The organism is Lactobacillus apis, from assembly GCF_002837055.1.
Classification (GTDB): Bacteria; Bacillota; Bacilli; order Lactobacillales; family Lactobacillaceae; genus Lactobacillus; species Lactobacillus apis.
This window is the reverse complement of sequence record NZ_PDKP01000001.1, coordinates 443,555-468,455: the sequence shown is the minus strand read 5'-3', so window position 1 is coordinate 468,455 and position 24,901 is coordinate 443,555. Positions and strand designations below refer to the sequence as shown.

Annotated in this window: 21 protein-coding genes and 1 other RNA gene; 18 read left to right on the top strand and 4 right to left on the bottom strand. The window is 35.3% G+C overall.

The annotated features are described in order from the left end of the window. Positions 1–29 precede the first annotated feature (29 nt). From asnS to nth, 3 genes are all read left to right on the top strand, one after another. Positions 30–1,328, top strand: coding sequence for an asparagine--tRNA ligase (gene asnS, locus CRG87_RS02270; protein WP_074425336.1), 1,299 nt, complete (start codon positions 30–32; stop codon positions 1,326–1,328). Positions 1,329–1,403: 75 nt separating this feature from the next. Continuing rightward, entirely contained in the window at positions 1,404–2,045 is a 642-nt protein-coding gene (locus CRG87_RS02265; protein WP_074425337.1) for a DnaD domain protein, read from the top strand. Between the two features lie 4 nt (positions 2,046–2,049). Beyond that, positions 2,050–2,679 (top strand): endonuclease III, encoded by a 630-nt coding sequence (nth, locus tag CRG87_RS02260; protein ID WP_074425339.1) that lies wholly within the window; start codon positions 2,050–2,052, stop codon positions 2,677–2,679. 110 nt (positions 2,680–2,789) lie between these two features. Here the strand turns inward: nth and CRG87_RS02255 are convergent, their stop codons facing one another. Together CRG87_RS02255 and recU are read right to left on the bottom strand one after the other, a co-directional pair. Then, positions 2,790–5,129: a transglycosylase domain-containing protein gene (locus CRG87_RS02255; RefSeq protein ID WP_074425340.1), complete on the bottom strand. Its 2,340-nt coding sequence runs from the start codon at positions 5,127–5,129 to the stop codon at positions 2,790–2,792. Continuing rightward, the gene (gene recU / locus CRG87_RS02250; RefSeq protein ID WP_046306885.1) at positions 5,110–5,751 is read right to left on the bottom strand and encodes a Holliday junction resolvase RecU; all 642 of its coding nucleotides are present in this window, start codon (positions 5,749–5,751) and stop codon (positions 5,110–5,112) included. Before recU ends, CRG87_RS02255 begins: the two co-directional genes overlap by 20 nt. A gap of 69 nt (positions 5,752–5,820) precedes the next feature. Here recU and CRG87_RS02245 point away from each other — a divergent pair, with 69 nt between their 5' ends. From CRG87_RS02245 to CRG87_RS02195, 11 genes are all read left to right on the top strand, one after another. Then, a complete protein-coding gene (locus CRG87_RS02245; RefSeq protein WP_074425343.1) occupies positions 5,821–6,390 on the top strand; it encodes a DUF1273 domain-containing protein in 570 nt (189 codons plus the stop codon). A 91-nt stretch (positions 6,391–6,481) separates the two neighbouring features. Beyond that, entirely contained in the window at positions 6,482–6,913 is a 432-nt protein-coding gene (locus CRG87_RS02240) for a DivIVA domain-containing protein (protein ID WP_074425345.1), read from the top strand. A 26-nt stretch (positions 6,914–6,939) separates the two neighbouring features. After that, an RNA gene (rnpB, locus tag CRG87_RS02235) (RNase P RNA component class B) lies at positions 6,940–7,307 on the top strand. Positions 7,308–7,372: 65 nt separating this feature from the next. Next, positions 7,373–8,497: a THUMP domain-containing class I SAM-dependent RNA methyltransferase gene (locus CRG87_RS02230; protein ID WP_074425347.1), complete on the top strand. Its 1,125-nt coding sequence runs from the start codon at positions 7,373–7,375 to the stop codon at positions 8,495–8,497. Further along, positions 8,494–9,720 carry a metallophosphoesterase family protein gene (locus CRG87_RS02225; protein ID WP_074425349.1) on the top strand — a complete coding sequence of 409 codons (1,227 nt, stop codon included), beginning with the start codon at positions 8,494–8,496 and terminating at the stop codon, positions 9,718–9,720. The genes CRG87_RS02230 and CRG87_RS02225 overlap by 4 nt, the downstream gene beginning before the upstream one ends. Before the next feature lie 11 nt (positions 9,721–9,731). Continuing rightward, entirely contained in the window at positions 9,732–10,070 is a 339-nt protein-coding gene (locus CRG87_RS02220; RefSeq protein WP_046306880.1) for a hypothetical protein, read from the top strand. Between the two features lie 172 nt (positions 10,071–10,242). Beyond that, entirely contained in the window at positions 10,243–11,919 is a 1,677-nt protein-coding gene (locus CRG87_RS02215) for a formate--tetrahydrofolate ligase (protein WP_074425350.1), read from the top strand. A gap of 9 nt (positions 11,920–11,928) precedes the next feature. Further along, the gene (gene lspA, locus CRG87_RS02210; RefSeq protein WP_074425351.1) at positions 11,929–12,387 is read left to right on the top strand and encodes a signal peptidase II; all 459 of its coding nucleotides are present in this window, start codon (positions 11,929–11,931) and stop codon (positions 12,385–12,387) included. Beyond that, complete coding sequence (locus CRG87_RS02205) at positions 12,387–13,295, top strand: RluA family pseudouridine synthase (protein WP_074425353.1); 909 nt, start codon at positions 12,387–12,389, stop codon at positions 13,293–13,295. Before lspA ends, CRG87_RS02205 begins: the two co-directional genes overlap by 1 nt. Before the next feature lie 4 nt (positions 13,296–13,299). Then, positions 13,300–14,355, top strand: a complete 1,056-nt coding sequence (locus CRG87_RS02200) for a carbamoyl phosphate synthase small subunit (RefSeq protein WP_074425354.1) — start codon at positions 13,300–13,302, stop codon at positions 14,353–14,355. A 2-nt stretch (positions 14,356–14,357) separates the two neighbouring features. After that, positions 14,358–17,534 carry a carbamoyl phosphate synthase large subunit gene (locus CRG87_RS02195; protein WP_074425355.1) on the top strand — a complete coding sequence of 1,059 codons (3,177 nt, stop codon included), beginning with the start codon at positions 14,358–14,360 and terminating at the stop codon, positions 17,532–17,534. A 46-nt stretch (positions 17,535–17,580) separates the two neighbouring features. Here the strand turns inward: CRG87_RS02195 and CRG87_RS02190 are convergent, their stop codons facing one another. Next, entirely contained in the window at positions 17,581–19,269 is a 1,689-nt protein-coding gene (locus tag CRG87_RS02190; protein WP_074425357.1) for an Rqc2 family fibronectin-binding protein, read from the bottom strand. A gap of 351 nt (positions 19,270–19,620) precedes the next feature. On the opposite strand from CRG87_RS02190, the gene CRG87_RS02185 reads away from it, so the two are divergent. From CRG87_RS02185 to CRG87_RS02175, 3 genes are all read left to right on the top strand, one after another. After that, positions 19,621–20,034, top strand: coding sequence for a MarR family winged helix-turn-helix transcriptional regulator (locus CRG87_RS02185; RefSeq protein ID WP_074425359.1), 414 nt, complete (start codon positions 19,621–19,623; stop codon positions 20,032–20,034). A 73-nt stretch (positions 20,035–20,107) separates the two neighbouring features. Next, a complete protein-coding gene (locus CRG87_RS02180; protein ID WP_074425361.1) occupies positions 20,108–20,983 on the top strand; it encodes a DegV family protein in 876 nt (291 codons plus the stop codon). Between the two features lie 49 nt (positions 20,984–21,032). Further along, entirely contained in the window at positions 21,033–21,668 is a 636-nt protein-coding gene (locus tag CRG87_RS02175; RefSeq protein ID WP_074425363.1) for an NUDIX hydrolase, read from the top strand. 18 nt (positions 21,669–21,686) lie between these two features. Here the strand turns inward: CRG87_RS02175 and xerS are convergent, their stop codons facing one another. Then, a complete protein-coding gene (gene xerS, locus CRG87_RS02170; RefSeq protein WP_074425365.1) occupies positions 21,687–22,772 on the bottom strand; it encodes a tyrosine recombinase XerS in 1,086 nt (361 codons plus the stop codon). 1,692 nt (positions 22,773–24,464) lie between these two features. Here xerS and CRG87_RS02165 point away from each other — a divergent pair. Further along, the gene (locus CRG87_RS02165; protein WP_046306868.1) at positions 24,465–24,824 is read left to right on the top strand and encodes a helix-turn-helix domain-containing protein; all 360 of its coding nucleotides are present in this window, start codon (positions 24,465–24,467) and stop codon (positions 24,822–24,824) included. The last annotated feature ends 77 nt before the right edge of the window (positions 24,825–24,901 follow it).

The window sequence follows — 24,901 nt, the reverse complement described above, 5'->3', positions numbered from 1 at the left end:
ATTTGATAAGGAAAGTGGAACAAGAATTTATGACAAAATTAATTTCAATTGCTGATTGTTCTAAACATGTAGACGAAGAAGTTCAAATGCATGTTTGGCTAACAGATAAGCGCTCAAGCGGAAAAATTGTTTTCTTGCAGTTACGTGATGGTACTGCATTCTTTCAAGGTGTAATCAGAAAAAATGATGTTTCTGATGAAGTTTTTGAAGCTGCTAAGTCTTTACACCAAGAAGCCAGCTTCTACATTACCGGTACAGTTCATCAAGATGAACGCTCACACTTTGGTTACGAAATTCAAATTTCTGATTTAAAAGTTATTACTAATAGCAAAGGCTATCCAATTGGTAACAAGGAACACGGAATTGACTTTTTACTCGATCATCGTCATTTATGGCTACGTAGTAGAAGGCCATTCGCAATTATGCGTATTAGAAACATGATTTTTAAAGCCACAGTCGACTTTTTTGAAAACGAAGGCTTTGTAAAATTTGATGCCCCAATTTTTATGCATTCTGCACCAGAAGGCACTACCGAATTATTCCATACTGAGTATTTCGGTGGGGATGCTTATCTTTCTCAATCTGGACAATTATATGGTGAAGTAGGGGCCGAGGCTTTCGGTAAAATCTTTACTTTCGGACCAACCTTTAGAGCTGAAGCATCTAAGACTCGTCGTCACCTAACCGAATTCTGGATGATGGAGCCGGAAATGGCTTGGATGCATCAAGATGAATCGCTTGATATTCAAGAACGTTTTCTTTCATACGTTGTTAAGCAAGTACTAGATAATTGCCAATATGAATTAAGTTTACTTGGTCGTGATCCAAAGAAATTGGAACCAGCTGCTGAAGGAAACTACACCCGCTTATCATACGATGATGCTGTAAAAATGCTTCAAGAAGACGGTCGTGACTTTAAATGGGGCGATGATTTTGGTGCTCCAGATGAAGCTTTCATTTCCGAAAAATTTGATCGTCCATTCTTTATTGTTAACTATCCTACTTCAATTAAACCATTCTACATGAAGAAGAACCCGGAAAATCCAAAAGAATATCTTTGTGCAGATGTTTTAGCCCCAGAAGGATATGGCGAAATTATGGGTGGCTCTGAGCGTGAAAGCGATTATGACACCTTAAGAGAGCAAATTAAGGAAGCCGGTTTGAACGAAGATAATTACAGCTGGTACCTTGACTTACGTAAGTATGGTAGCGTGCCACACTCTGGCTTTGGAATGGGCTTTGAACGTGTAATTGCTTGGATTTGTAAGCTAGACCACGTACGTGAAGCAATTCCGTTCCCAAGAATGATTAACAGAGTTGAACCTTAAATTTGATTAATTAAATAAGTTAAAAAGTTGGGCTAAGTTACTTTAGTTCAACTTTTTTAAAAGGGAGAAATTGTCATGCAATATAATGACTACCGCTTTTTAGGATTTACCTTACTCTCAAACGGATTACTTGCGTATTATCCTCAACTTAAAATTACTAATTCTGAACTGATTTTAATTATCCAATTAGAGTTATTTGCACAAAAAGGAAACAAGTTTCCATCGAATGAACAGATGGCAGCCAATACTAATTTTTCAGCAACAGAAATTGCTAGTATCATTCAACAGCTAATAGATAAAAACGATTTAACGATAGATCAAGTGACAGATGAAAAAGGACGCATTGGCAACTATTATAATCTTGATCGGCTTTATTCAAAATTAGATGATTTGCTAGAAAAAAATGTCGCAACACCGAAGTCTGGAGAAGAAACTACAAACACTACTTCCGAAATTGACAATAGTCCTTTGAACCAATTAATGAGACAATTTGAGATTGAGTTTGGTCGTTACTTAAGTCCAATTGAACGTGAAGAAATTTCTGCTTGGTTAAACGTTGATCACTATGATCCAGAAATAATAAAACTTGCCTTGCGAGAAGCAGTTTTATCGCAGGCATATAGCCTTAAGTATGTTGATCGGGTTCTACTTAATTGGCAAAGACATAACTTAAAAACACCAAGCGAAGTTCAGAAGTTTTTACAAAGGAATCGATAAAGAAATGCCTAAAGAAAAATTATTGAGTACAGAGGAAGCTCGTAAAGTACTGCGAACTATTAATCAAATGTATCCCGATGCTAAAAGTGAGTTGGTTTGGGACAATAAATTTCATTTATTATGTGCTGTTTTAATGAGTGCACAAACAACCGACAAAATGGTAAATCGAGTAATGCCAAAGTTCATTGAAGATTACCCAAATCCGGATGCATTAGCAAAGGCTTCAATGAAAGACATTGAAAACCATATATCAAAAATTGGTCTTTTTCACTCTAAGGCTAAGCACTTAAAAGAAACTGCTAAAATTTTAGTTGATAAATATCATAGTCAGATTCCTAAAAACAAAAAAGATTTAGTTTCTTTACCTGGAGTAGGAGAGAAAACAGCTAATGTTGTTCTAGCAGATGGCTTTGGCGTACCTGCAATTGCAGTGGATACGCACGTATCTCGCATCTCAAAAAGATTCCATATCGTTCCGCAAAATGCCAAACCTTTGGAAATTGAACAGAGATTAGAGGAGGTTTTGCCCAAAGATGAATGGATTCATACTCATCACGCAGTGATTCTGTTTGGTCGTTATTCGATGACTGCACGTGACAAAGATGATCCGTATACATATTTGAAGACAAAGTGAAAATGCTCTTTGTTAAGTCATGTGAATAAAGAGTAGGGATTTACTACTAGTACTCAATGCAATTAAAAACTTCAGCTCATAGATTGAGTTGAAGTTTTTTTCTCTAATACTTAATGATGTTCATGCTCTTCAGAAGACTGATTTTGTGAGCCAGAATCATTACCTTGATTGTTTTCAGTTGTATCAGAATTATTATTTTGATTTGGCTTTTCTTTGTTTTTATCCTTATCAGGCTTACCAGAATTATTATTTGCAGTGCCCTGATCACGATCATGTCCTGTATCATTTTTGTTATCATCCGAATGATTATCAGAAGACTTCTTTCTTGGGGCGACTGTACGCTTTTGCTCATTATAATTGGTTGAACTTGAGTCATCGTCTTTATCGTCACTAGTGTCATCAACAATTCCAGCAGGAGCATGGCCACGAACAAATAGTTGCCATTCACCAGTTGAAGACACCATTGGCGGATTAGAGTTTTTGACAATTTTGGCTCTAATTACCGAATTCGGTTTTTGCCAATCAACATTTTGCTTGTTTCTCATCATATAAGTCATCATGTTCTTATAGAAGAGTTGTGCAGATTGTTGGCCAATTCCTGAAATAGTACCATCTTTAAGATTATCGTAACCAGTCCATACCCCGATAGAGTAGCTTTGCGTATAGCCCACAAACCAAGAGTCTTTTGGCGTAGAACCGTAACTAGGGTAGCGAGCAAGTTCCTCATTGGAATACTTGACTGATCCGGTTTTTCCTGCTTGATATAAATCTTTAATCTGAGCATTAGTTCCTGACCCACGCTTAATAACGCCTTTAAGCATATCTGTAATCATATAAGCTGTGGACTTGCTCATCACTCTAATACCTTCAGAGTCATAATTTCTAGTCAAGCCATCAGGAGTCTCAATCTTCGAAACAAATTGTGGCTTATGATAGATTCCGTTCGCTGCAAAAGCACCATAGGCACCAGCCATTTGCAAACTTGACGCATCAGCTCCAATTGCTACAGAAAGACCAGAATTTTTAGGAACATGGATATCCATTTGACCAGCAAATTTTGCAGCTCGCTTAACACCAACTTGTTTCAAAGTCTTAACAGCAGGAACATTTCGTGATTGTTCTAGCGCATGACGCATTGTCATTAGTCCATCATACTTGTTATCCCAGTCATAGAGTTGAATATCAGTGTTAGGGTAATAGTATTTGCTATCATCTAACATTTTAGCCGTTGACCAGTTTAAATATTCAATTGCAGGACCATAATCAAGAACTGGCTTAATTGAAGAACCGGTGGACCGACTTGTTTGAACAGCACGATCAAGTCCTAATTGAACCGTGGAAGGTAGGTGGCGACCACCAATTATAGCTACCACATGACCGTTACTTGGATCTACAACAGATGCACCAATCTGCATTTTGTCATTGGTAAAAGGCACCTGATTGCTATTAGCTAACTCGTATAATTTATTTTGGGCTTTTTGATCAATATTAACTGTAATCTTTAGGTTATCACGATAAGGGTCAAAGCCCTTAGCTTTTACTTCTTGGATAGTTTCTTTAATATACGGATCATCAATTTTGCGTAAATCAGATTGTGCACGTTGGCGATGTGGCTTTATTCCCTTAGTGATACTCTCATTTTTTGCCGTTTGATATTGTTCGTTAGTAATCTTCTTGTTATCGAGCATTGCTTTTAATACAAGATCTCGGCGATACTTAGCATATTTAGGGTAGACATATGGATTATATACTGTTGGTCGATTAGGCATTCCAGCAAGTAGTGCCGTTTGTGCCAAGTCAAGTTCACCGATTTTCTTACCATAATAAAAGTTTGCTGCAGTACCAATCCCATAATTGCCGTAGTTCATATATACCTTATTGATATAAAACTCAAGAATTTCATCATGCGTATATTCTCGTTGCACACGCATTGCTAACCATGCTTCTTGCGCTTTACGGCGAAGTGTTCTTTGGGAAGGATCAGTTGAAAAGACGGTTAACTTAACTAACTGCTGTGTAATCGTTGAACCACCCGCTGAGACACTTTGGTTTTTAGCATTTGTCAACATTGAGCCAACAATTCTGATTGGATCAATGCCAAGTTTATCCTTATAAAAGCGTTTGTCCTCAACAGATACAATTGCATCCTTTAATAACTGCATGTCTGAATTATCTTTAGCGTAAATTCTCTTTTCAGAACCCAATGAAAGTAGAAACTTGCCATCAGTATTATAAAGAGCAGTTGAACCACCACTTTGTAGTTGAGCTCTACTTATGTTGGGAGCATCCTTGGCATAATATGCAAAAAGTCCAACTCCTGAAAGCAGTAGTAGAAAAATAGCCAAAAATAGCCAGCTGATTATTCGTCGCCACAATGGTTTTGGCAGACTTTTACGGTAACTTTCTCGTGATTCGCGTCCATTATCTGAATTATAATTTCTGTTTGCCATTATTTAATTTCCTATCTGCAATGAATTGATCAACTGCCTCTAAATAGGGTAAAGTGGGTTGAAAACCACAATTAATTTCAATTGACCATTCTTCAACTTCTTCTATGGTTACTGAACTTTTGTCCTTTTCCCACCAAGCTTTAATAATTGCACTTGCAGGGGTAACAAAGTATCTATTAAGTGCAGTGAAACCTATAATCGTAAAACAAATCCCTTGCTGCTTTAAGCATTGCTCCAAATGAATAATTTGGTGTTCATGAAAGTTCTTTAAAGGAAAGTTCGTTTTATTTTTGGTTTCTTTAGCCTCAAAGTCGAGGTAATAACCCTTATATACACCATTATAGTCCGTTGTGGATTCTTGGCGAAAATAAGCTTCTTTTATAACAGCTCTTGAACGTTTAGGATAATCTACTTTAACAATTTGAATTGGGGTTGGCTTTTTATGAACAACCGCAATTTCTTTTGTTAGATAATATTTGTTTGATTCATTAATCATTTGTTCAAGAGTCATCCCGCGATCAGAAAAATTAATGTCATCTTTATGGACATACTTTTTTCTTTTTTTAGGTTTATCGCTGGATTTACGAAAAGCGGCAGAGCTGCCGCTCGGATATTTGACCATCAATCTCACTCCTGCTAGCATTATAGCAATAAAGGTAAACTTTTTGAATAAGGAGCCATCTCTTTCACTATGCAACGTCTTTGGATAACAGGATACCGAAATTATGAGCTAAATACTTTCGGTGATAAGGACCCTAAAATAAAGTTAATTAAATTACTAATAGAAAAGCGCTTAATCGATTTGCTAGAAAACGATCAGCTTGACTGGCTAATTACTGGGGCTAATCTTGGAATCGAGCAGTGGGCTTGCGAAGTCGCAATCAGCTTAAGAGAGAAATACCCTTTGCATGTTTCAATTATTATTCCATATGAAGAATTTGCTAATCGCTGGAATGAGGCAAACCAAAACAAATTTTTAACTCTTAAGAGTCAAGTTGACTTTTTTGCAGCTACTTCTAATCAGCCATATCAAAGCCCAGTTCAGTTGCGAAACTATCAAAATTTCATGTTATTGCATACTGATGGAGCAATGATGATTTACGATCCTGAAACCCCAGGCAAACCTAAGTTCGATTATACCGCAATTAAAAACTTTCAGGAAGAAAACGATTATCCTTTAGAATTAATTGACTTTTATGATTTGCAAGATTTTGCTGAAGAATATCAATCGGACCATGATGAAAGCAATTTTATCAACTAAATATAAAACTTTTTCTAAGCTTAGCTTTTTAGTTTTAAGAAAGGGGGCTTTTTGCTAGAATAAAAGAGGAATATTAAAGGAGCTTTTATTCATGGCAGATTTAAATGATATCAAACTATCCACTCAGGATATTTTAAAAAAACAATTTAGAACAAAAGTTAAGGGAATTGATCCGGATGAAGTCGATGCTTTTTTGGATCAAGTGATTGCTGATTACGACACATTTGAACAAATCATTGAAGACTTGTACGGCCAGATTGGTAAACTGCAAGGTGAATTAATGAATAATCAGCCAAAGGAGACTCCCGCTGATTTGCAGAAAACAAGACGAATTACGCCAATTCATTCTGATGATACGGTTAGAACATATAACCCAAGTCAAAGCAGTGATGCGTTTAATTCACTTAGCGACGACTCACAAACAGAGAATTCAACAAATATGGCAATAATTCAACGAATTTCAGCCCTAGAACGTAAAGTTTACAACCTTGAGCAACGAGTTTATGGGTTACAAAAAGAGTAAGCTCTGTTATAATTTTTAATAGTGCAAATTTTGAGCAGTCGCGGTTTGACTTTTTAAGTCAGGCTGAGGAAAGTCCACGCACACACAAGCTGCGATGCTTGTAGTGATCGTATTTAGCCCAATAAGCTAAAGGATTTTAAACAATTACGGCGAAAAAAATGCTAAGTTAGTAATAATATGCATGAATATTCTGAAAAGTGCCACAGTGACGAAGCTTGAGTGGAAACACTCTTGGTGGAACGAGGTAAACCCTGCGAGTGTGCAACCCAAATTTGGTGGGGGCGTCTCAACCAAAAGGAAATGAACTAAATGGTTGGATTGCTTTTTAGCAAAGATAGATGGCTGCTGAAGGTAATTATGCCAAAATTACTGGAACAGAACGTGGCTTATAGAAATTTGCATGGCAGCGCTGAGCTTTTCAAAGGGCTCAGCGCTTTTTTTAAACGAAAGAGTTAATAAATGAAAAAATATCAACTATATACAACAATGGGTGCTGGCTTTGAAAGCGTAGTAGCAAAAGAATTGCAATCACTTGGCTATGAAACAAGTACTGAAAATGGTCGTGTCTTTTTTGAGGGTGACCAATCTGACATAGTTAAGACTAACTTATGGCTAAGAACTGCAGATCGGGTTAAAATTCTACTTAAAGAGTTCAAAGCAACTGATTTTGATACCCTTTATAATCAAGTTTATGACATTGACTGGGCAGAATTACTGCCTGTTGATGCAAAGTTCCCTGTTCAAGGTCGTTCAGTTCGTTCTAAACTACATTCGGAGCCAGGTATCCAATCAATTGTTAAAAAAGCGATTGTTAATAAAATGTCTGATCAGTACCATCGCCGTGGCTTTTTACCTGAAACAGGTAGTGAATATCCTTTGGACATTCATATCTATAAAGATCTTGCCCGAATTTCTCTTGATACCACTGGCGCAAGTTTATTCAAGCGTGGCTATCGTATTGAGCACGGTGGAGCTCCTTTAAAAGAAAATTTTGCAGCTTCTTTAATTAAGTTAACTCCTTATGATGGAACGCATCCCTTGATTGATCCAATGACTGGATCTGGTACCTTAGCAATTGAAGCAGCCTTAATTGGCCGAAACATTGCTCCTGGAACTTGGCGGAAATTTGCTTTTGATGATTTTGATTGGTTTGATCCTGATTTACATGATGATTTTTTAGAACAAGCAAGGTCAGAGGTTAGAACCCTTGACCAACCAATTTGGGCTTGTGATATAGACCAATCAATTTTAGAAATCGCCAAATTGAACGCTAATAATGCAGGGGTTTTACAGGATATTTATTTCAAGCAAGTAGCTGTTAAAGATTTTGCAACTGATTTAGAAAATGGTGTAATTATTGCTAATCCGCCATACGGTAAGCGTCTTAAAGAGAAAAAGACTGCCGAAGAGCTTTATGTTCAAATGGGAGAAGCACTTTCTAAGTACGATGACTTTAGCCAATACTATTTAGTGGGTGATCCAGAGTTTGAACAATTTTTCGGAAAAACTGCTACAAAGAAACGTAAGTTATTCAACGGAAATTTACGTGTTGACTTTTATCAATATTGGGCTAAGAAAAAATGATTACTGACAGATTAAATGATGAATTTTGGATTATAACCGACACTCACTTAATCGCAGATTCTTTGCATGATGGTGGGGAAGCTTTTAGAAACATCCAGAAAACAAGTCAAGGTAAGGACTTAGATTACCAGGAAATTGCCTTACGTGCTTTTTGTAAGATGGCAAACGAAAAAAAGCCAGCAGCAATTATTGTTACCGGTGATGTTACTTTCAACGGTGAACTAATTTCTGCACAAAAGTTTCAAGAGATATTTAGCTCCTTAACTGACACTAAGCTCCTAGTTGTACCCGGAAACCATGATATTTATGATGGCTGGGCGCGAGAATTTAAAAAAGATCAACAACTGTACACTGAACAAATTAGTCCTGTAAACTGGCGCAAAGTTTTTAATAGTTCTTATGAATGTGCATTAAAAAGAGATCATCATTCTCTAGCTTATTGTGTCCAGTTTAATCCTGACTATTTGTTTTTCATGTTAGATTCTAATATCTATGGTCAACATGAGGCAATCGGTGCACCATCTACAGCTGGTCAAATTAACGAAGAACAATTAGTCTGGTTTGGAAAGCAGTTAGATTTTGCAAAAGTTCATCATTTAAAACCTGTTTTATTTATGCATCATAATCTGTACGCTCATAATCCTGCAGTAAATCAAGGCTTTGTTTTAAATAATGCTCCGTTTATTCGGCAATTATGTAAGGAATATGATGTTAAAGCGGCTTTTTCTGGTCATATTCATGCTCAAAACATCGTTGATCCACAGTTTCCAACGCCAACTACTGAAATTGTAACTTCAAGCTTCTGCTCTTATGACCAAGCTTACGGTGTTGTCAAAATCACACCAAATTCACTTCAATATGAACGGCGTATTTTTAATATGACACCATATTTAACTACTGAAGAACAAAAAAATCCTACTTTAATGAATTTTCATCATTATTTAAAGGAAATTCAACTTCATAATTTAACGAATAATTCTAGTCAAAAGGATGACACCACAAACAATTCCGCGCTACTTCAAAAAGTGGATCACTTATTCATTGAAATGAATTATAACTACTTTACAGGGCATAACCACATTAGCCAAAGTGACTTGGCCAAACTTTATTCGTCATCAGAATTTAAGCTTTTGGTTACCCAGCGCCCACGTTTTTCCAAGTATTTAAAGACGCTGTATGATACTACTGATCATAGTAATTTACAGGTGCAAATAGATTATTAAGAGAGATATTAATGAAAAAACACCATTTTATTATTTTAGGAAGAGTCGGCATTATTTACTATAGCTGGCTGCTAATTGTTCTTTTCACAACCTTAACGCTAGCTTATGAAAGCACGAAAGCAGTAAATTGGCCTGCAATTTGTTTTGGAATTATTTTTTTACTACTAGTAATCTATACTTACTTAGCTTCATATTGGACTAAAATGATTTTAAAACTTCCATTTAAAAAGAAAATCAACTGTCAGGTTGCCCCAAAGTTACGCTACACTTGGCAGTTCTTCAATGTCTATGAAATTAAGATTTCTACTTTGCAAACATACTATCTGTTAGGAATTAGTAAGTTTAATTAACAGGAATATTAAGTTTTACTATCGTTACCAATAAGCGAATAATATTAAGCAAAATTTGTTATAATTAGTATTAAGTTATTAAAAGGGTGGGACCTAAATTCTAATATGAAAAGACTGAAAGCATTTTAAACATTAACAATTAAATTTTTATATATAGAAAGGGGCATGCGCAATGAAATCAGACATTCAAATTGCTCAAGATGCTCAAGCATTACCTATCAAAGAAATCGCTGCAAAAATCGGCTTAAATGAAAACGATATTGAACCATATGGCAATGATAAAGCCAAAATCAATTGGAAAGCTATCAATAAAATAATGGCAAACGATCATTTAGGTAAATTGGTCCTAGTGACATCTATTTCACCAACACCTGCTGGCGAAGGTAAGTCAACTATGACAATCGGCTTAGGTGATGCTATCAATAATCAATTACACAAGAAAACTGTAATTGCCTTACGTGAACCCTCAATGGGACCAGTTTTTGGTTTAAAAGGTGGAGCTACTGGTGGTGGCCAAGCTCAAGTCATTCCAATGGAAGACATTAACCTTCACTTTACTGGTGATATGCATGCCTTGACGTCTGCAATTGATACTTTAGCTTCCCTAGTTGACAACTATATTTATCAAGGAAATGAACTAAACCTTGATCCGGATCGTATTTTGCTTAAGCGTGGAATTGACGTAAACGATCGTAGCTTGCGTAATATTACAATTGGCCAAGGCTCAAAATTTAACGGTGTTGAACATAAATCAAGTTTTGCAATCACCGTTGCAAATGAATTAATGGCCATTTTGTGTTTAGCAACTGACATCAACGACTTGAAGAAACGTATCGGTTTAATGCTAGTTGGTTACACTAAAGATGATCAGCCAGTTTACGTAAAAGATCTTCATTTCGAAGGCGCAATTGCTGCACTGCTATCTAATGCTCTTAAGCCTAACTTAGTTCAAACAATCGAGCACACACCTGCACTTGTTCATGGTGGTCCTTTTGCCAACATTGCTCATGGAGCTAATACCGTGATGGCAACAAACTTGGCTCTTCACTTAAGTGATTACACATTAACTGAAGCAGGCTTTGGTAGTGATTTGGGCGGACAAAAGTTTATGGACTTTGTTTCAAAACACTTAGAAAAGATGCCTGACGCTAGCGTTGTTGTTGCAACTGTTCGTGCTCTTAAATATCAAGCAGAAGGTTCAACAGACAATCTAGACAAAGAAAATCTTGATGCTTTACGCGAAGGCTTTAAAAATCTAGAACGTCATATGAACAACATGCGAAACTACAATGTACCTGTAATTGTCTTGATTAATCGATTCGCTACGGATACAGAAAAAGAGCTTGAATTGTTGCAAGACTTGGTTAAAGAACAAGGAATCGATGCAATAGTAGTTGACTATCATGAAGAAGGCTCTAAAGGCGGTGTAGAAGCAGCTCAAGCAGTTATTGACTTAGCAAACTCAAACCAAGCCAACCTGCAATCAACATACAACGATGATGATCCAGTGAAAACTAAGATTGAAAAAGTAGCACAAAAGATCTACCACGCAAGTAACGTTGAATACACCGAAAAAGCTGAACGTGATATTCACGAATTAGAAAAAATGGGGAAGGACAAATTACCCGTTATCATTGCTAAAACACAATATTCGTTTACTGATAATCAAAAATTGTTGGGCGCTCCGACTGATTTCACTTTGCATGTCAAAGGTGCAAGTTTGAAGAATGGTGCAGGTTTTATCGTGATTACTACTGGACATGTTTTAGATATGCCAGGATTACCAAAACATCCAGCAGCACTTGATATTGACGTTGACAATAACGGTAAAATTAGCGGGTTATTCTAAGTTTAAAGTATGAGTTTTTTATACCTTATTATTACTGCGGTTGTCGTTAGCGGCGATCAAGTTCTTAAGCATTTTATCGCCACTAATTATGAAGTCGGTGAAGTCCATCAGATTATTCCTGGCATTCTATCTTTTAATTATCTTCAAAATAGTGGAGCAGCTTGGAATATTCTGACTGGTCAAATGTGGCTCTTTTACATTATCAGTGCCATTGCGATTTTCGTATGCCTTTACTATCTATTTAAAGCCAATGTTCATAGCAAATTATTTAAGTTTGGTATTGCTTTGGTTTTAGGTGGTATTATTGGCAACTTGATTGACCGTATTCATTTGAAATATGTTATAGACATGATTCAAGTCGATTTCATTCACTTTAATATTTTTAATCTTGCGGATTCTGCAATTACTGTTGGTATTGTTCTGGTATTTATTTACCTACTCTTTTTTGATGAAAGTGATAAAAACTAATGCCTGAAAGATATGAATTAGAAGTCGCAAACGAAAATGAACGTTTAGATAAGTTTATTGCTGAAAAAATAAGCACTTTATCACGCACACGAATCAAGGAACTGGTTAAAGAAAACCATATTCTTGTAAACGGCGTTAACGAAAAAGTTTCGTATAAAGTTCAACAAGGCGATCATATCGTTGTCGATGTTCCTGCACTGAAACCATTATCAATTGATCCGGAAAATATCCCATTGGACATTGTTTATGAAGATGAAGACGTTATAGTGGTTAATAAGCCGCAAGGCATTGTCGTTCATCCTTCAGCGGGACATCCCGATCATACATTAGTCAATGCATTGTTGTTCCATACCAAAGATTTAGCAGCTAGTCCTGAAGGTTTTAGACCTGGGATAGTTCATCGAATTGATAAGGATACTTCAGGCTTATTAATGATTGCTAAAAATGCTCAGGCACGTGAGTGTTTAGAAGAACAATTAGCGCACAAAACAAATAAACGTTTATATCTTGCAATTGTTCATGGTAATTTTGGTGAAAATTCAGGCTTAGTTGATGCTCCAATTGGTAGAGATCATTTTAATCGAAAGAAAATGGCTGTAACTGAAACTGGTAAAAATGCTGTTACTCATTTTACGGTTTTAGAACAATTTCAAAATTATAGTTTGATTCAATGTCAACTTGAAACTGGAAGGACACACCAAATTAGGGTTCATTTAGCGTATATTGGGCACCCAGTAGCAGGCGATCCGTTGTATGGACCGCATCATACCTTAAAAGGGCATGGTCAATTTTTACATGCTGCAGTCTTAGGTTTTAATCATCCTAAAACAAATCAGTGGCTAGAATTCAAAGTTGATCCTCCAAAAATTTTTACTCAGAAACTAACCGAACTAAGAGAAACTAAGTGATTAAATGAAGCGATTTTTAATTCTTGAAGATGGTAGTTCATTTGCTGGAGAAGGCTTTGGCGCCTCAATTATTTCAACTGGTGAATTAGCAATTCAAACGAGCAACTTTGGATATCAAGAAGCGTTAACAGATCCGACCAATGCCGGTAAGATTCTGGTTTTTACTACCCCTATGATTGGTAGTAACGGAATTAATGCTATTGACTATGAGAGTATTAATCCCACAGTAAAAGGCATTATTGTCAACGATGTGGCTAAAAATATTTCTGATAGTGAGAATTTTCAAGATCTTGATTCTTTTTTAAAGGAAAAGAATATTCCTGCAATTTCGAATATTGATACCAGGGCTCTTGTCCATCGCTTAGTTAAAGAAAAAACAATTAAAGCTTCAATTATGGATACTGACGATGAACATGCTTTTGATCAAATCAAAGCCTTAGTTCTACCAAAGAATAAGTCTGCAAGTGTTTCTACTAAAAATCCGTATGCTGTACCAAATGTTGGTAAGACTGTAGCAATCATTGATTTGGGTTTGAAGCATTCAATGCTGCGCGAATTATCTTTGAGAAAAATAAACGCAACCGTTTTACCATATGACGTTTCTGTACCTGATATTAAAAATTTGCGGCCAGATGGTATCATTGTTTCAGGTGGTCCCGGTAAAGTTGAAGAAGTTAGTCCTACTCTCAGCCCTATTTTTGAAGCCTTTTATGGTAAATCTCCATTATGGGGAATTGGCTTAGGCTTTTTGGCGTTGAGTGATTATTTGAATTTTGAACTTGTCAATTTATCCAGGACTTACAATGGAACTAATTTTCCAGTGATTGAGCAACATTCAAACAAAATTTGGCAAACTGCAATGAATATTGACCAGTTAGTCGCACCTGCTAGTATTCAACTAGAACTTGACCAATCATATCTTGATTTACATAGTAATCTAATAGCTGGTTTTAGTAGTAAAAAAGAAAAGGTAATTGCTACTGCTTTTAATGCAGAAGGGGCTCCTGGTAGTCTAGATGCACTGGAAATTTTTGACAGTTTTATAAAGATGATGGTGTAATTATGCCTTTAGATAATGATTTAAATAAAGTACTCATCATTGGATCAGGACCCACCTTAATTGGTAGTGTTTCTGAAACCGACATTTTAATTAGTGACGCAATCAAAGCACTAGTTGAAGATGATATTCAGGTTGTTCTGGTAAATCCAAACCCTGCAACAGTTTCAACTGACAAAAAGCCTAAAGTGACAACCTACTTGGAACCTATGACACTGGATTTCTTAAAACGAATTATCCGGATGGAAGAGCCGAGTGCCATTATCTCAGCTTATGGCTCCACGATGGGAATAAAAGTCACACGTGAATTGGTAAGCGATGGCATTCTGAGTCAAATGGGTATTCGGTTACTTACGATTAATGAACAGACTCTTCAAGTTAATACAGAAGAGAAGATGACCGCTTTTTTAACTAAAAACGGAATTTCAGCCAGCAGATACTTAAAATTATCTGGGCTTACAGCAGATGAAATTGAAAAGCAACTAACAGAACAAGTTAGTTATCCTGTTCTGTTAATTAAGGAAAAGCCATACTTAGACGATAAAAAAATGCTTTTTGATAATGCGCAAGATATTGCAGACTATCTTAAAGAAGAGCGTCAAAATGAAGATTTTCCTGAAAATCGCTACTATTTAACTGAAGATCTTTCTAATTGGGAAGAAATCATTCTCAATATTATCCGAGATAGTAATGGCAATGTTTTATTTACTAGTTTGGCGGACAATATTGAACCAGTTTCCATTGACTCTGGCGATTCAGCAGCAGTAATGCCTGCTTTAACGCTTAATAATGACCAAGTCCAAACTTTGAGAAAAATCGCCAAAAAAATTGTTGCTAATCTGAACATTGTTGGGATTTTAAACATTCATTTTGCGGTCAAACATGATGGTACCAATTTTGCGGTGCGCGTCCTGTCCATTAAACCACGACTAACTCGTAGCGCAATTTGGTCACAAAGAATTGGCTTATATAGTTTAGGTTATGTTGTTTGCAAAGTAGCTATTGGCTACCATCTAAATGAAATCACAGATCCAATGTCTGGACTCAACGCAGCGATTGAGCCAGCACAGGATAAAATAGCAATCAGATTGCCATTTTGGTCGTTAACTCAGTCTGGCACTAACCATTATCAACTTGGTAGTCAAATGCAGGCGAGTGGGGAAGCAATCGGAATTGGCCAAAATTTTGAATCAGCTTTTCTAAAGGGTTTAGCATCAACCGTTAATGTCAAAATTGCAATTAATGAGTTCCGTAAAGAAATAGCAAAAAATGACGCGGACATAATTGAAGATTTACTTCATCCTGATGAGCTTCACTTAATTAAGTTATTAGCTGCAATCTCTAAAGGCTTTACATACCAGGATTTGCAAAAAATCATCAGCATCCATCCCGTCTATTATCAAAAATTTGAACATCTTGCGCATCTTGGTCGTCAATTAGCCGAAGAAGAAGTTACTGACGACTTGTTAATCGAAGCAAAAAAGAGAGGTTTCCGTAACCTGTTGATTTCAGATTTAACTGGAATCAGCTTAAAAGAAGTAGAGAAGCGAATCAAACGGCTCCAATTAAAGCCAGCTTATTTGCAAATAGACGGTTCAGCTGGTGTTTATGAACCAAAGGTGCACGCTTTTTATAGTGCTTTCGGCGTACAAGATGAATCAATCCAGTTAGATTCAAAAAAGAAAATACTAATCGTTGGAATGTTGCCTTCACAGGTATCAGTTACTAGTGAATTTGATTACATGGTAAGTCATGCAATAGATACTTTACATAATAATAAATATGACACTGTAATTATTTCCAATAATGACGAATCTGTTGCTACCAGCTATCAAAAAGCTGATAAAGTCTATTTTGAACCTATCACAGTTGAAAATATTGTTCATATTGCCGAGAAAGAAGGGATTAAAGAAGTTCTCCTTCAATTTTCAGGCAAAGAAATTAGTGGCTTAGCAAAAAGATTGATGAACAATGGCTTGAGTATTCTAGGAACGGGAGACGTTAATCCCAAAGATCGAATTGAGCAAGTCTTAAATTCTTCATTAGACTCACTAAGGCAAACCCAAATGATAACCACTTTAGATCAAAAAGCTGGAGAAAAATTTATCGAAGAAAATAATTTTCCACTTTTAATTGGTGGTTTCAATAGCCAAGGTGTAAAGCAAAAATCTGCAGTTGTTTATGATAAACCGGCTTTGGAAAAGTATTTGAATGAAAATCAGTTATCCAAAATTTCATTGTCACATTTTATTGAAGGCAATAAGTATGAAATTACTGCCATATCAGATGGTGAAAACGTTGCTATACCAGGTATTATCGAGCACCTAGAACAAAGTGGTTCTCATGCTTCTGATTCAATTGCTGTGTTTAAGCCACAAAATCTGTCTACACGAGACCAAAAACGTTTGACTGAATATACCACTAACTTAATAAAACAAATTAAACTACGGGGAATTTTTACACTCCATTTCTTAATTGTTAAAGACAATGTTTATTTGTTACAGATAAAGCCATATGCCGGCCACAATGTTGCTTTTTTAACCCAGGCTTTGGGCAAGGACATTACAGCATGTGCTACTGAAGTTTTAACTGGTAAAAACTTAAATGAGCTAGATTATGAACGAGGCTTATGGCACTCCAATAACTTCATTTATGTTAAAATGCCAGTGTTCTCATACATCGACTATCATAGTGAGAACACCTTTGACTCCAAAATGAAATCTTCTGGATCCGTTATGGGACGTGATACTGCACTGTCTAAGGCACTCTATAAAGGATACGAAGCAAGTGGTATTCATATTCCTAGTTTTGGTACAATTTTCATGTCAGTGCGTGATGCCGATAAAAAGAAAATGACTGAGCTTGCTAAACGCTTTTATCAGCTTGGTTTTAAGATAATTGCCACAGAAGGAACTGCTAATTGCTTGGCTGAAGCAGGGATTACTACTGGAGTGGTAAGTAAAATTCATTCAGACTCAAATAGTCTGTTAGACAAAATACGACAGCGAAAAATTGTCATGGTAGTCAATATTACCGATTTATCTGATTCAGCTAGCGGAGATGCAACAAGAATTCGCGATGAAGCTTTAAATATTCATATTCCGGTACTTTCAAGTATTGAAACAACAGAATTAATCTTAAGGGTTCTTGAATCATTGTCACTAACCACTCAACCAATTTAAAAACTTAACTTTAAGCAAAAAAGAGGATAAATGATTATCCTCTTTTTTAGTCTATTCTTTTACTTAAAACACGTTCTTCTTCTGGGGTTACCTCAATTGAGTTTTGCCCAGTATAAATTACAAAACCTGGCTTTGCCCCATTTGGCTTCTTTACACGCTTATCTTGAACATAATCAACTTGCACGTGGGCTGAGTTTTTAGCTTTTGAAAAGTAAGCCGCAATTTCAGCTGCTTCCACGATATCTTTATCAGTTGGATCGTCGTCCTGCAAAATGACATGTGAGCCTGGAATATTCTTAACGTGAAACCAGATGTCAGTCTTATTTGCCTTCTTTAAAGTTAGCCAATCGTTTTGATAATTGTTTTTACCAACTAAGACTGTTTTTCCAGAGGACAATTTAAACTTATTCAAATTTCGTTCTGATATTTTCTTCTTCCGCTTTTGTTTTTGTGGCTTTTTCAAATAGCCTTGAGCTGTTAGCTCATCTGTAATCTGGTCAATATCTTGCGGTTCAGCATTATCAATTGCAGTTTGTACCGAATCAAAATAGGCTAAATTATCCTGAGCAATTTTAATTTGTTCCTTGACGTGTTTGATTGAATCACGAAGCTTCTTATAACGTGTAAAATACTTTTGGCCGTTTCGAGCAGGAGAAAGAGCAGCATCAAGCTTTATCTCAATCGGCTGATTATTTTCGTAATAGTTAGGTAATTCGATTTTCGTCATACCTGGTTTAACCTGATTTAAGTTGGCATTAAGAATTTCTCCTCGAATTCGGTAACCTTCAGAATTTTTAGCTAAATCCAATTGCTTATTTAGTTTACCAATTTTTTTGGTCAACTTTTTTTGCTCATTCTTTACTAGACGCTCTATTTGACCGGATTTTTGCTTAACCCAATCCTGGTTGGCTTGATCAAGATAAAAGTCCTCTAGAGCTTCATTAATGTCCGAATATGAGCGTTCCTTAGTTAAGTCAAGATGGTAGGGGAGGTACGAGAATATTTTTTGTTTATGCTCCGGAGTTTGTAAGATGAATGCTCCGCTTTTATCAAATTGACCGATAAAAGTTGAAAAAGATGAGTAAGAGTAATCATCTTCTAAATAACCGGTTAGTTCATTCCTATCATCACGATCAAGCCCACCAATTTGGCGAGCAAAAGCTAGCGGTTCTTGCTCTGACTTTTGCTTATTAAATTCATCTTCAGTTAACTCAAAGCCATTAACACCAGGATTCAATGGTGGTAGTTCATATTTAGCTTTGGGTAACAACATTCTAGCCCGATTTTCATCAGGGTTAATTCGTTTTAGCAAATCAATAATGTGACCATCATATTCATTATAGAGAATAACATTACTGTGTCGTCCCATTAACTCAATCGATAAGACTAGTTTAACTTGGTCGCCAAGCTCGTTCCGATTGCTAAAATGCAAGTTTACAATTCGATCTACGCCAACTTGATCAATTCCTTGAAGCACTGATCCTTCAAGATACTTCCTTAACACCATAACAAAAGTAGGTGCCTTATCAGGATTACTTATTGATTGCTTAGTTAAATAGAAGCGTGGATACTGCGCGTTTGCAGAAATAAGTAATTGGTAGTTTTTTCGTTCTTTTCGAAAAGTTAAAACCAGATCCTGATCAAAAGGCTGGTAAATTTTTGAGAGCCTGCCACCAGTTAAAACTGGTTCAATACTCTTTAAAAGACTATGAATAAACAATCCGTCAAATGCCATAATATCACCTCAAAATACGCTTTCTATTATACCAATTATTTACAAATAAGTATCTAAAGAAAGTAGCCTCTACCTGAAAATAAGATACTAATATTACTATATTAACTAATCGATCTTACGAAATTATTTATTGCAAAAAGCAGATATACTGGTAATATAGATTTATGGTTATCGTTGCTACATAACTATAAGCTAAAAATAATATAACAGCTTTTGTAGCAATTTGATTGCTACATATGATTTATTTGTTTCACAACTTGGCATATATCATTCATGCTGATGGTCGTTTTAACAAATTGAATTAACAGGAAATTGTTTTTATTTGTTGCTTTATAAGAAAAAGGTAGTTAGATGGATATTTTATCTTTTAGTACAATTGCAGAAAGTATTAAAAAAACTATTAGTAAAAAATGTGGCTTAAATCTTTCACAAACGCGTATTCTGCTATATTTTGGCAAGAATAATAATACTGCCCTCAAAATGGGTGACCTAGCTGACAAGCTTAAAATCTCTCTTTCCACATTGAGCAGACAGCTACAACAGAAAAAAACGCTTGAATTAGTAATTATTACTCGCTCAGAAAATGATTCTAGTAAAACTGTTGTTCTTAATGAAAAAGGGATTGCCAAAATCAAAGAACTCAAAAGTTCTTTGAAAGAGATCGAAGCAAACTTATTTGCTGGTTTTTCTGATAAAGATATCTCAGTTTTTAATGGTATGTTTAATAAACTAGTCAAAAAAGCAGAGAAGAATTCACTTAAATAGAAAGTCGAACCACTTGTTTTTTTATGCTATAATTCATCTATGTTGTACAGATTAGAATCGAAAGGTTATTTAGATGAAAATTGCATTGGTTACTGATAGTACTAGCGTTATTACTAAAAAAGAAGCTGAAGAAAACAATATAGTTGTTGTTCCTATTCCAATTATCATAGGTGGAAAAGAGTACTTGGAAAATATCAATATCACACCTGATCAATTGTTTGAAATGCAAAGACAAGGGGCTGATTTTCCCAAGACTTCTCAACCAAGCATTGGCGATATGATTAAGCTTTTCGATGAATTACATGATGAAGGCTATGAAGCAATCATTGCGATTACTTTATCCAGTGGTATTTCTGGGTTTTATCATACTTTATGCAATATTGCGGAGAATCATCCAAAATATAATCTACATCCAATTGATACAAGAATGACTGTTCGTTTACAAGGTGATTTGGTTTTGGCCACTTCAAGAATGATTAAAAATGGGTTAGATCTCGATACCATCCTTGAACGAGTTGAAAAAATTCGTTCCACAATTGACGAAATTTTTGTTCCTAATGACTTGAATAACCTTAGTAGAGGTGGTCGTTTAAGTAATGCTGGTGCATTTATCGGCTCAATGCTTAATATCAAACCACTGTTAACTTTTAAGGACGGTAATATCGTTGCATTTGAGAAAATTCGCTCAATGAAGCGTGCTTTTTCAAGAATTAAAAAGCTGACTACTCAAAAAATTGATGAATTACCTTATAAAGATAAAATCAAGCTTTTCATTATTGACTCAAATGATAGTGAGCAGGTCAATGAAGCTAAAGAGTGGATAGAGAAAGAGTTCCCTAACCAGAATTATTCTGTCACTACTTTTAGTCCGGTAATTGCTACGCACTTGGGTGAAAAATCGTTTGCAATTGGCTGGATGATCGATATTGATAAGATTGATTTGGGTTAAGTAGAAGCAGCTTATAGGCTGCTTTTTTTGTAACTTGAGGTAAATAAACATGGAAAAAAGAGATCAATTTACTAATTGGGCAATTGAACTTCAAAGTCTTGCTCAAGACGGATTAGCATACGGTCACGACCGGTTTGACCTAGAGCGATATACCAGAATTAGGGAAATTGCTACAGAAATGATGTCTGCTAAGACTGGTTTACCAATAAAACAGGTAAAAGAACTCTTTAGTAGCGATGATGGTTACCAGACTCCAAAATTAGCAGTTCGCGCCGCGATTTTTAACGACGAGAAGATCTTGCTTGTTAAAGAAACGACTGATGAACATTGGTCAATGCCAGGTGGGTGGTGTGATCCTAATTTAACAACGACTGAAAATTGCATCAAAGAAGTTAAGGAAGAAGCTGGACGCGAAGTTGAAATTGAAAAAGTAATTGCGCTAATTGATAAATCCGTTAATGTTCATAATCAAAAAAGAGTAGAGCGTGCAATTAATTGTTGCAGTGTCTTTTTCCTTTGCAAAGAACTTGGCGGTAAATTCGTTGTAAACACTGAAACGACCGAATATGATTATTTTGACGTTGATCATCTTCCACCATTATCAGTAAATCGTACTACTGCAGATGAAGTAAAAATGTGCTTAAAGGCTGCACATGATCCGCATTGGCAAGTTATTTGTGACTAACATAAAAAAGCTGGATAGTTAATCCAGCTTTTTTTCTCCTTGATTTTTAATATTTGCAATTTCATTTAAAGCATCACGCTGTTTCTTTTGGTCAACATGCGTATATAAGTCTGTTGCCGATGTGCCTTTTTGGCCCAATTGCTGTGCAACGAGGACTTGATCTTTAGTTACACCATAAAGTTCGGAGGCAAGCGTATGACGCAATTTATGCGGTGTTAACGGATGGCCAAACGCTGCCGAATATTTATTAACCATTTTTTCAATTGCATTAGTTGTAATTCTCTTAGTTTGACCATGCCATCTGGTAAGGAAAAAGGCATTCTGCTTTTTATCAGCAAAATAACGCTTCTTACGTATTTCTCGATAACTGTTCAAATACTTAATCGTCCACTTTGCAATTGGTACACTGTCGCGTTGACCACCTTTACGGGTTACATCAAGTGTGGCTTTCTTTAAATTGATGTCAGCTAAGTCAATTCCTGCACACTCAGAAACTCTTATTCCAGTTCCTAAAATAAGGGCAATAATTGCCATATCGCGTTCTTTATTGATTTTAAAAGATGGCAGGGCATGCTTGTTGCACTGCTTTTCAAAATTTTTATCAATAAAATCCAAAAACTGATATTTTAAATCACCAGTATACATGTGGGATTCCAAAATATGTGCGCGGTAGTTTAACGTTTTTGTATTGTTAAGTGAGTCAATCTTCAACATAACATTTCTTTCGAAATAAGGCTCACCATTGTTATTGTCGGCTGTGATGGTTAAAAACTTAAATAAAGAGCGCAATGCATTGATTGAACGGTTAATTGTAGTAGGGGAATTTAAATTACCCTGTTGGTTTTTAACATGCCCCAAGTAATTGATATAAAGCATTATGTCGTTACGCTGAAGATTAGCCAAAGTATCAGTAGTAATATGCTGGTTGTCTTCAGCGTCAGATATTCCTTCTTGCCTTAACCAATCAAAAAAACGCCTGATTTCCGTCAAATATTGGTAAGAAGTTGCTAATGAGTGATTGGTACCAAAATTATACTCTTTAACAAAATCAGGCATTCTCTTCAATTCTTCTTCAATAAGGTCTAAGTACTTTTTAGTTTCCACGTAGTTCTCCTAACTATGCTTTTTTATCATTATAAAGCAAAAACGGAATGTATGTTTGTCTTTTTGCTAAAAAGAGTGATTTAATCCTATTTTGTAACTAGGGGAGCAGAAGGATGGGGGAGTGAGTAATAGTCAGACTACTTTACATAGCATTTATTTTATAAAGTACATCCTAACAAATTAATTCATCTCAACCATCATATAGCTTGACGCGTAAGGAATATTTACTTTAGGTTATCAAAACACTAGAGAAGAGGGGTGGTTTTTATCTATTTCATGAGGTAAAGTCTATTTTATTGGTGGTTTCCTATGATTTATTAGGCATTTGCTCACGTCTCTAACTTGTCCGCAAATCTATCTAAATCGAACTGACATTTTGTATTTTTACCGCAGAACCAGTTTGAATTGCTACGAAGAATTTAAAAAGCTGATCTTTAAACCTAAGATTAGCTTTTTAAATACGCCATAAAATTTTTGATAAAAAAGTTAAACTTGTTTTGACAACTTTAAACAAATTAAACTCAAGTAAATTTGACTAAGTAGCTAATAGTGTACGTTTATACCTATCATTAAAATTATAGTTTTAATGATAGCAACTCAAAAAATAGTTGAGCCACTTCATTTTTTGACCATATGGATCCTTTAAGGAATAAACGCCCTAATTTCTCTACAAATATAATTAACTGAACAGTGAATTTCGACAATTTTCTACTTTTGTTCGAAAATCGTTTTTCTACCTTAATTGAGTGAAAATTCTGCCGAGTTAGCTAATCTTTTGATCAGTTTCGAGCAAAAATGATTTTGACGCGCTTAAAATCACTCTAACAGCACAGCAGAAGATAGTATCCGTAAACAAAAGTATTTTGGTCCTATTAAACTGATCTTTTTAGACAATTGAACTCAAACATTTGCTTAACAAAAAAGTTTGATGCTAGTACTAGTAATTTAAATACACGAGTAATGCTCTCACTGATAAATAATATTCTCTTCAGTTTTTTATATTTAACTTTACATAATATATATTATACGAAGTTATACATATGAAAAAATCATAAGTCCTACTTTTCAAATGAATTTTCTTTTTATTTCTTTTTTCCTACTAATCATTTTAAAAAACTAAAATGATGGCCTGTTAATGCTTAAAAAAGCTAAAACAGACAAAAATCGAATTAGTTGGTTGATTTATATTTTAGCGACAATTCCTAACCGGTATATATTAGTGAATTAGCACATTGCTTTTTTGAATGTTATTTATTTAAGTGCATCAATGATGCTACTTCATTACTATTTTTATTTTTGGTTTTGAAACTAAATAAATGGTTATAAAAAGCGCTTTCTGTATTTACTATTTATAGTTTATATATTATTATTAATTGTCCAAAAACTGGTCTTAAAGAAATTTTGAATAGCATTGACAGCACCTCTTTTGGTGGCTTAAACTATTATTTGCAAGCTTTTATCTCTTCACTTTAGGTTTATTTTTTTAGCCCTTTTTATTTGCTTTTTTTTGTTTTTGTCCTACAATACTATCTGGGGTATAGTTAAAAAACAATTTTGCTAATCTGTGGCTTTAACTACATTATTAGTTAAGTTGTTTTGTTCATTATTTTTATTGTTTTAATTTTTAATTCTATAATTGTTCTGTTATTATGGAAGATGGAATTATATTTTTGAAAGGGTTGAATTTATTCCATGAGTATAAATTTAGGAAAAGAAATATGCCGTCGTAGACGTGAACAGAAACTGACGCAGGAGGATCTCGCTGAGTTAAGCGATTTGTCAGTTAACTTCATTTCACGTCTTGAACGTACTAAGAATCAGAATATTAGTATTCAGAAACTCGACTCAATTGCTAGAGCCCTGAACACTACTACTCCAGACATCATTATGAATGCTTATCGCTTTAAAGAAGTTAAAGTCGAAAATCATCATGATAATACACCTGTATTTATCAAAAAAGTTCTTAATGAATTAAGAAAGATGTCTCCAGAAAAAGCTGAACGAGTATGTAAATCTTTTATTGTTTTAGCTAAAGAAATAAACAAAGAATAATTGTTTCAAATTAAATATCAAACAAAAAAACGAGCTAGTTTTTACTTAGCTCGTTTTTTGTTTTACTAATTTAAATT

Coding starts and splice junctions, on each gene's coding strand:
- CRG87_RS02200 (WP_074425354.1), top strand. CDS start 13,300: ATGAAGCGATTTTTAATTCTTGAAGATGGTAGTTCATTTGCTGGAGAA.
- recU (WP_046306885.1), bottom strand. CDS start 5,751: ATGGTCAAATATCCGAGCGGCAGCTCTGCCGCTTTTCGTAAATCCAGC.
- nth (WP_074425339.1), top strand. CDS start 2,050: ATGCCTAAAGAAAAATTATTGAGTACAGAGGAAGCTCGTAAAGTACTG.
- CRG87_RS02240 (WP_074425345.1), top strand. CDS start 6,482: ATGGCAGATTTAAATGATATCAAACTATCCACTCAGGATATTTTAAAA.
- CRG87_RS02220 (WP_046306880.1), top strand. CDS start 9,732: ATGAAAAAACACCATTTTATTATTTTAGGAAGAGTCGGCATTATTTAC.
- CRG87_RS02185 (WP_074425359.1), top strand. CDS start 19,621: ATGGATATTTTATCTTTTAGTACAATTGCAGAAAGTATTAAAAAAACT.
- CRG87_RS02225 (WP_074425349.1), top strand. CDS start 8,494: ATGATTACTGACAGATTAAATGATGAATTTTGGATTATAACCGACACT.
- CRG87_RS02175 (WP_074425363.1), top strand. CDS start 21,033: ATGGAAAAAAGAGATCAATTTACTAATTGGGCAATTGAACTTCAAAGT.
- CRG87_RS02195 (WP_074425355.1), top strand. CDS start 14,358: ATGCCTTTAGATAATGATTTAAATAAAGTACTCATCATTGGATCAGGA.
- CRG87_RS02180 (WP_074425361.1), top strand. CDS start 20,108: ATGAAAATTGCATTGGTTACTGATAGTACTAGCGTTATTACTAAAAAA.
- CRG87_RS02165 (WP_046306868.1), top strand. CDS start 24,465: ATGAGTATAAATTTAGGAAAAGAAATATGCCGTCGTAGACGTGAACAG.
- lspA (WP_074425351.1), top strand. CDS start 11,929: ATGAGTTTTTTATACCTTATTATTACTGCGGTTGTCGTTAGCGGCGAT.
- CRG87_RS02265 (WP_074425337.1), top strand. CDS start 1,404: ATGCAATATAATGACTACCGCTTTTTAGGATTTACCTTACTCTCAAAC.
- CRG87_RS02245 (WP_074425343.1), top strand. CDS start 5,821: ATGCAACGTCTTTGGATAACAGGATACCGAAATTATGAGCTAAATACT.
- asnS (WP_074425336.1), top strand. CDS start 30: ATGACAAAATTAATTTCAATTGCTGATTGTTCTAAACATGTAGACGAA.
- CRG87_RS02230 (WP_074425347.1), top strand. CDS start 7,373: ATGAAAAAATATCAACTATATACAACAATGGGTGCTGGCTTTGAAAGC.
- CRG87_RS02255 (WP_074425340.1), bottom strand. CDS start 5,129: ATGGCAAACAGAAATTATAATTCAGATAATGGACGCGAATCACGAGAA.
- CRG87_RS02190 (WP_074425357.1), bottom strand. CDS start 19,269: ATGGCATTTGACGGATTGTTTATTCATAGTCTTTTAAAGAGTATTGAA.
- CRG87_RS02205 (WP_074425353.1), top strand. CDS start 12,387: ATGCCTGAAAGATATGAATTAGAAGTCGCAAACGAAAATGAACGTTTA.
- CRG87_RS02215 (WP_074425350.1), top strand. CDS start 10,243: ATGAAATCAGACATTCAAATTGCTCAAGATGCTCAAGCATTACCTATC.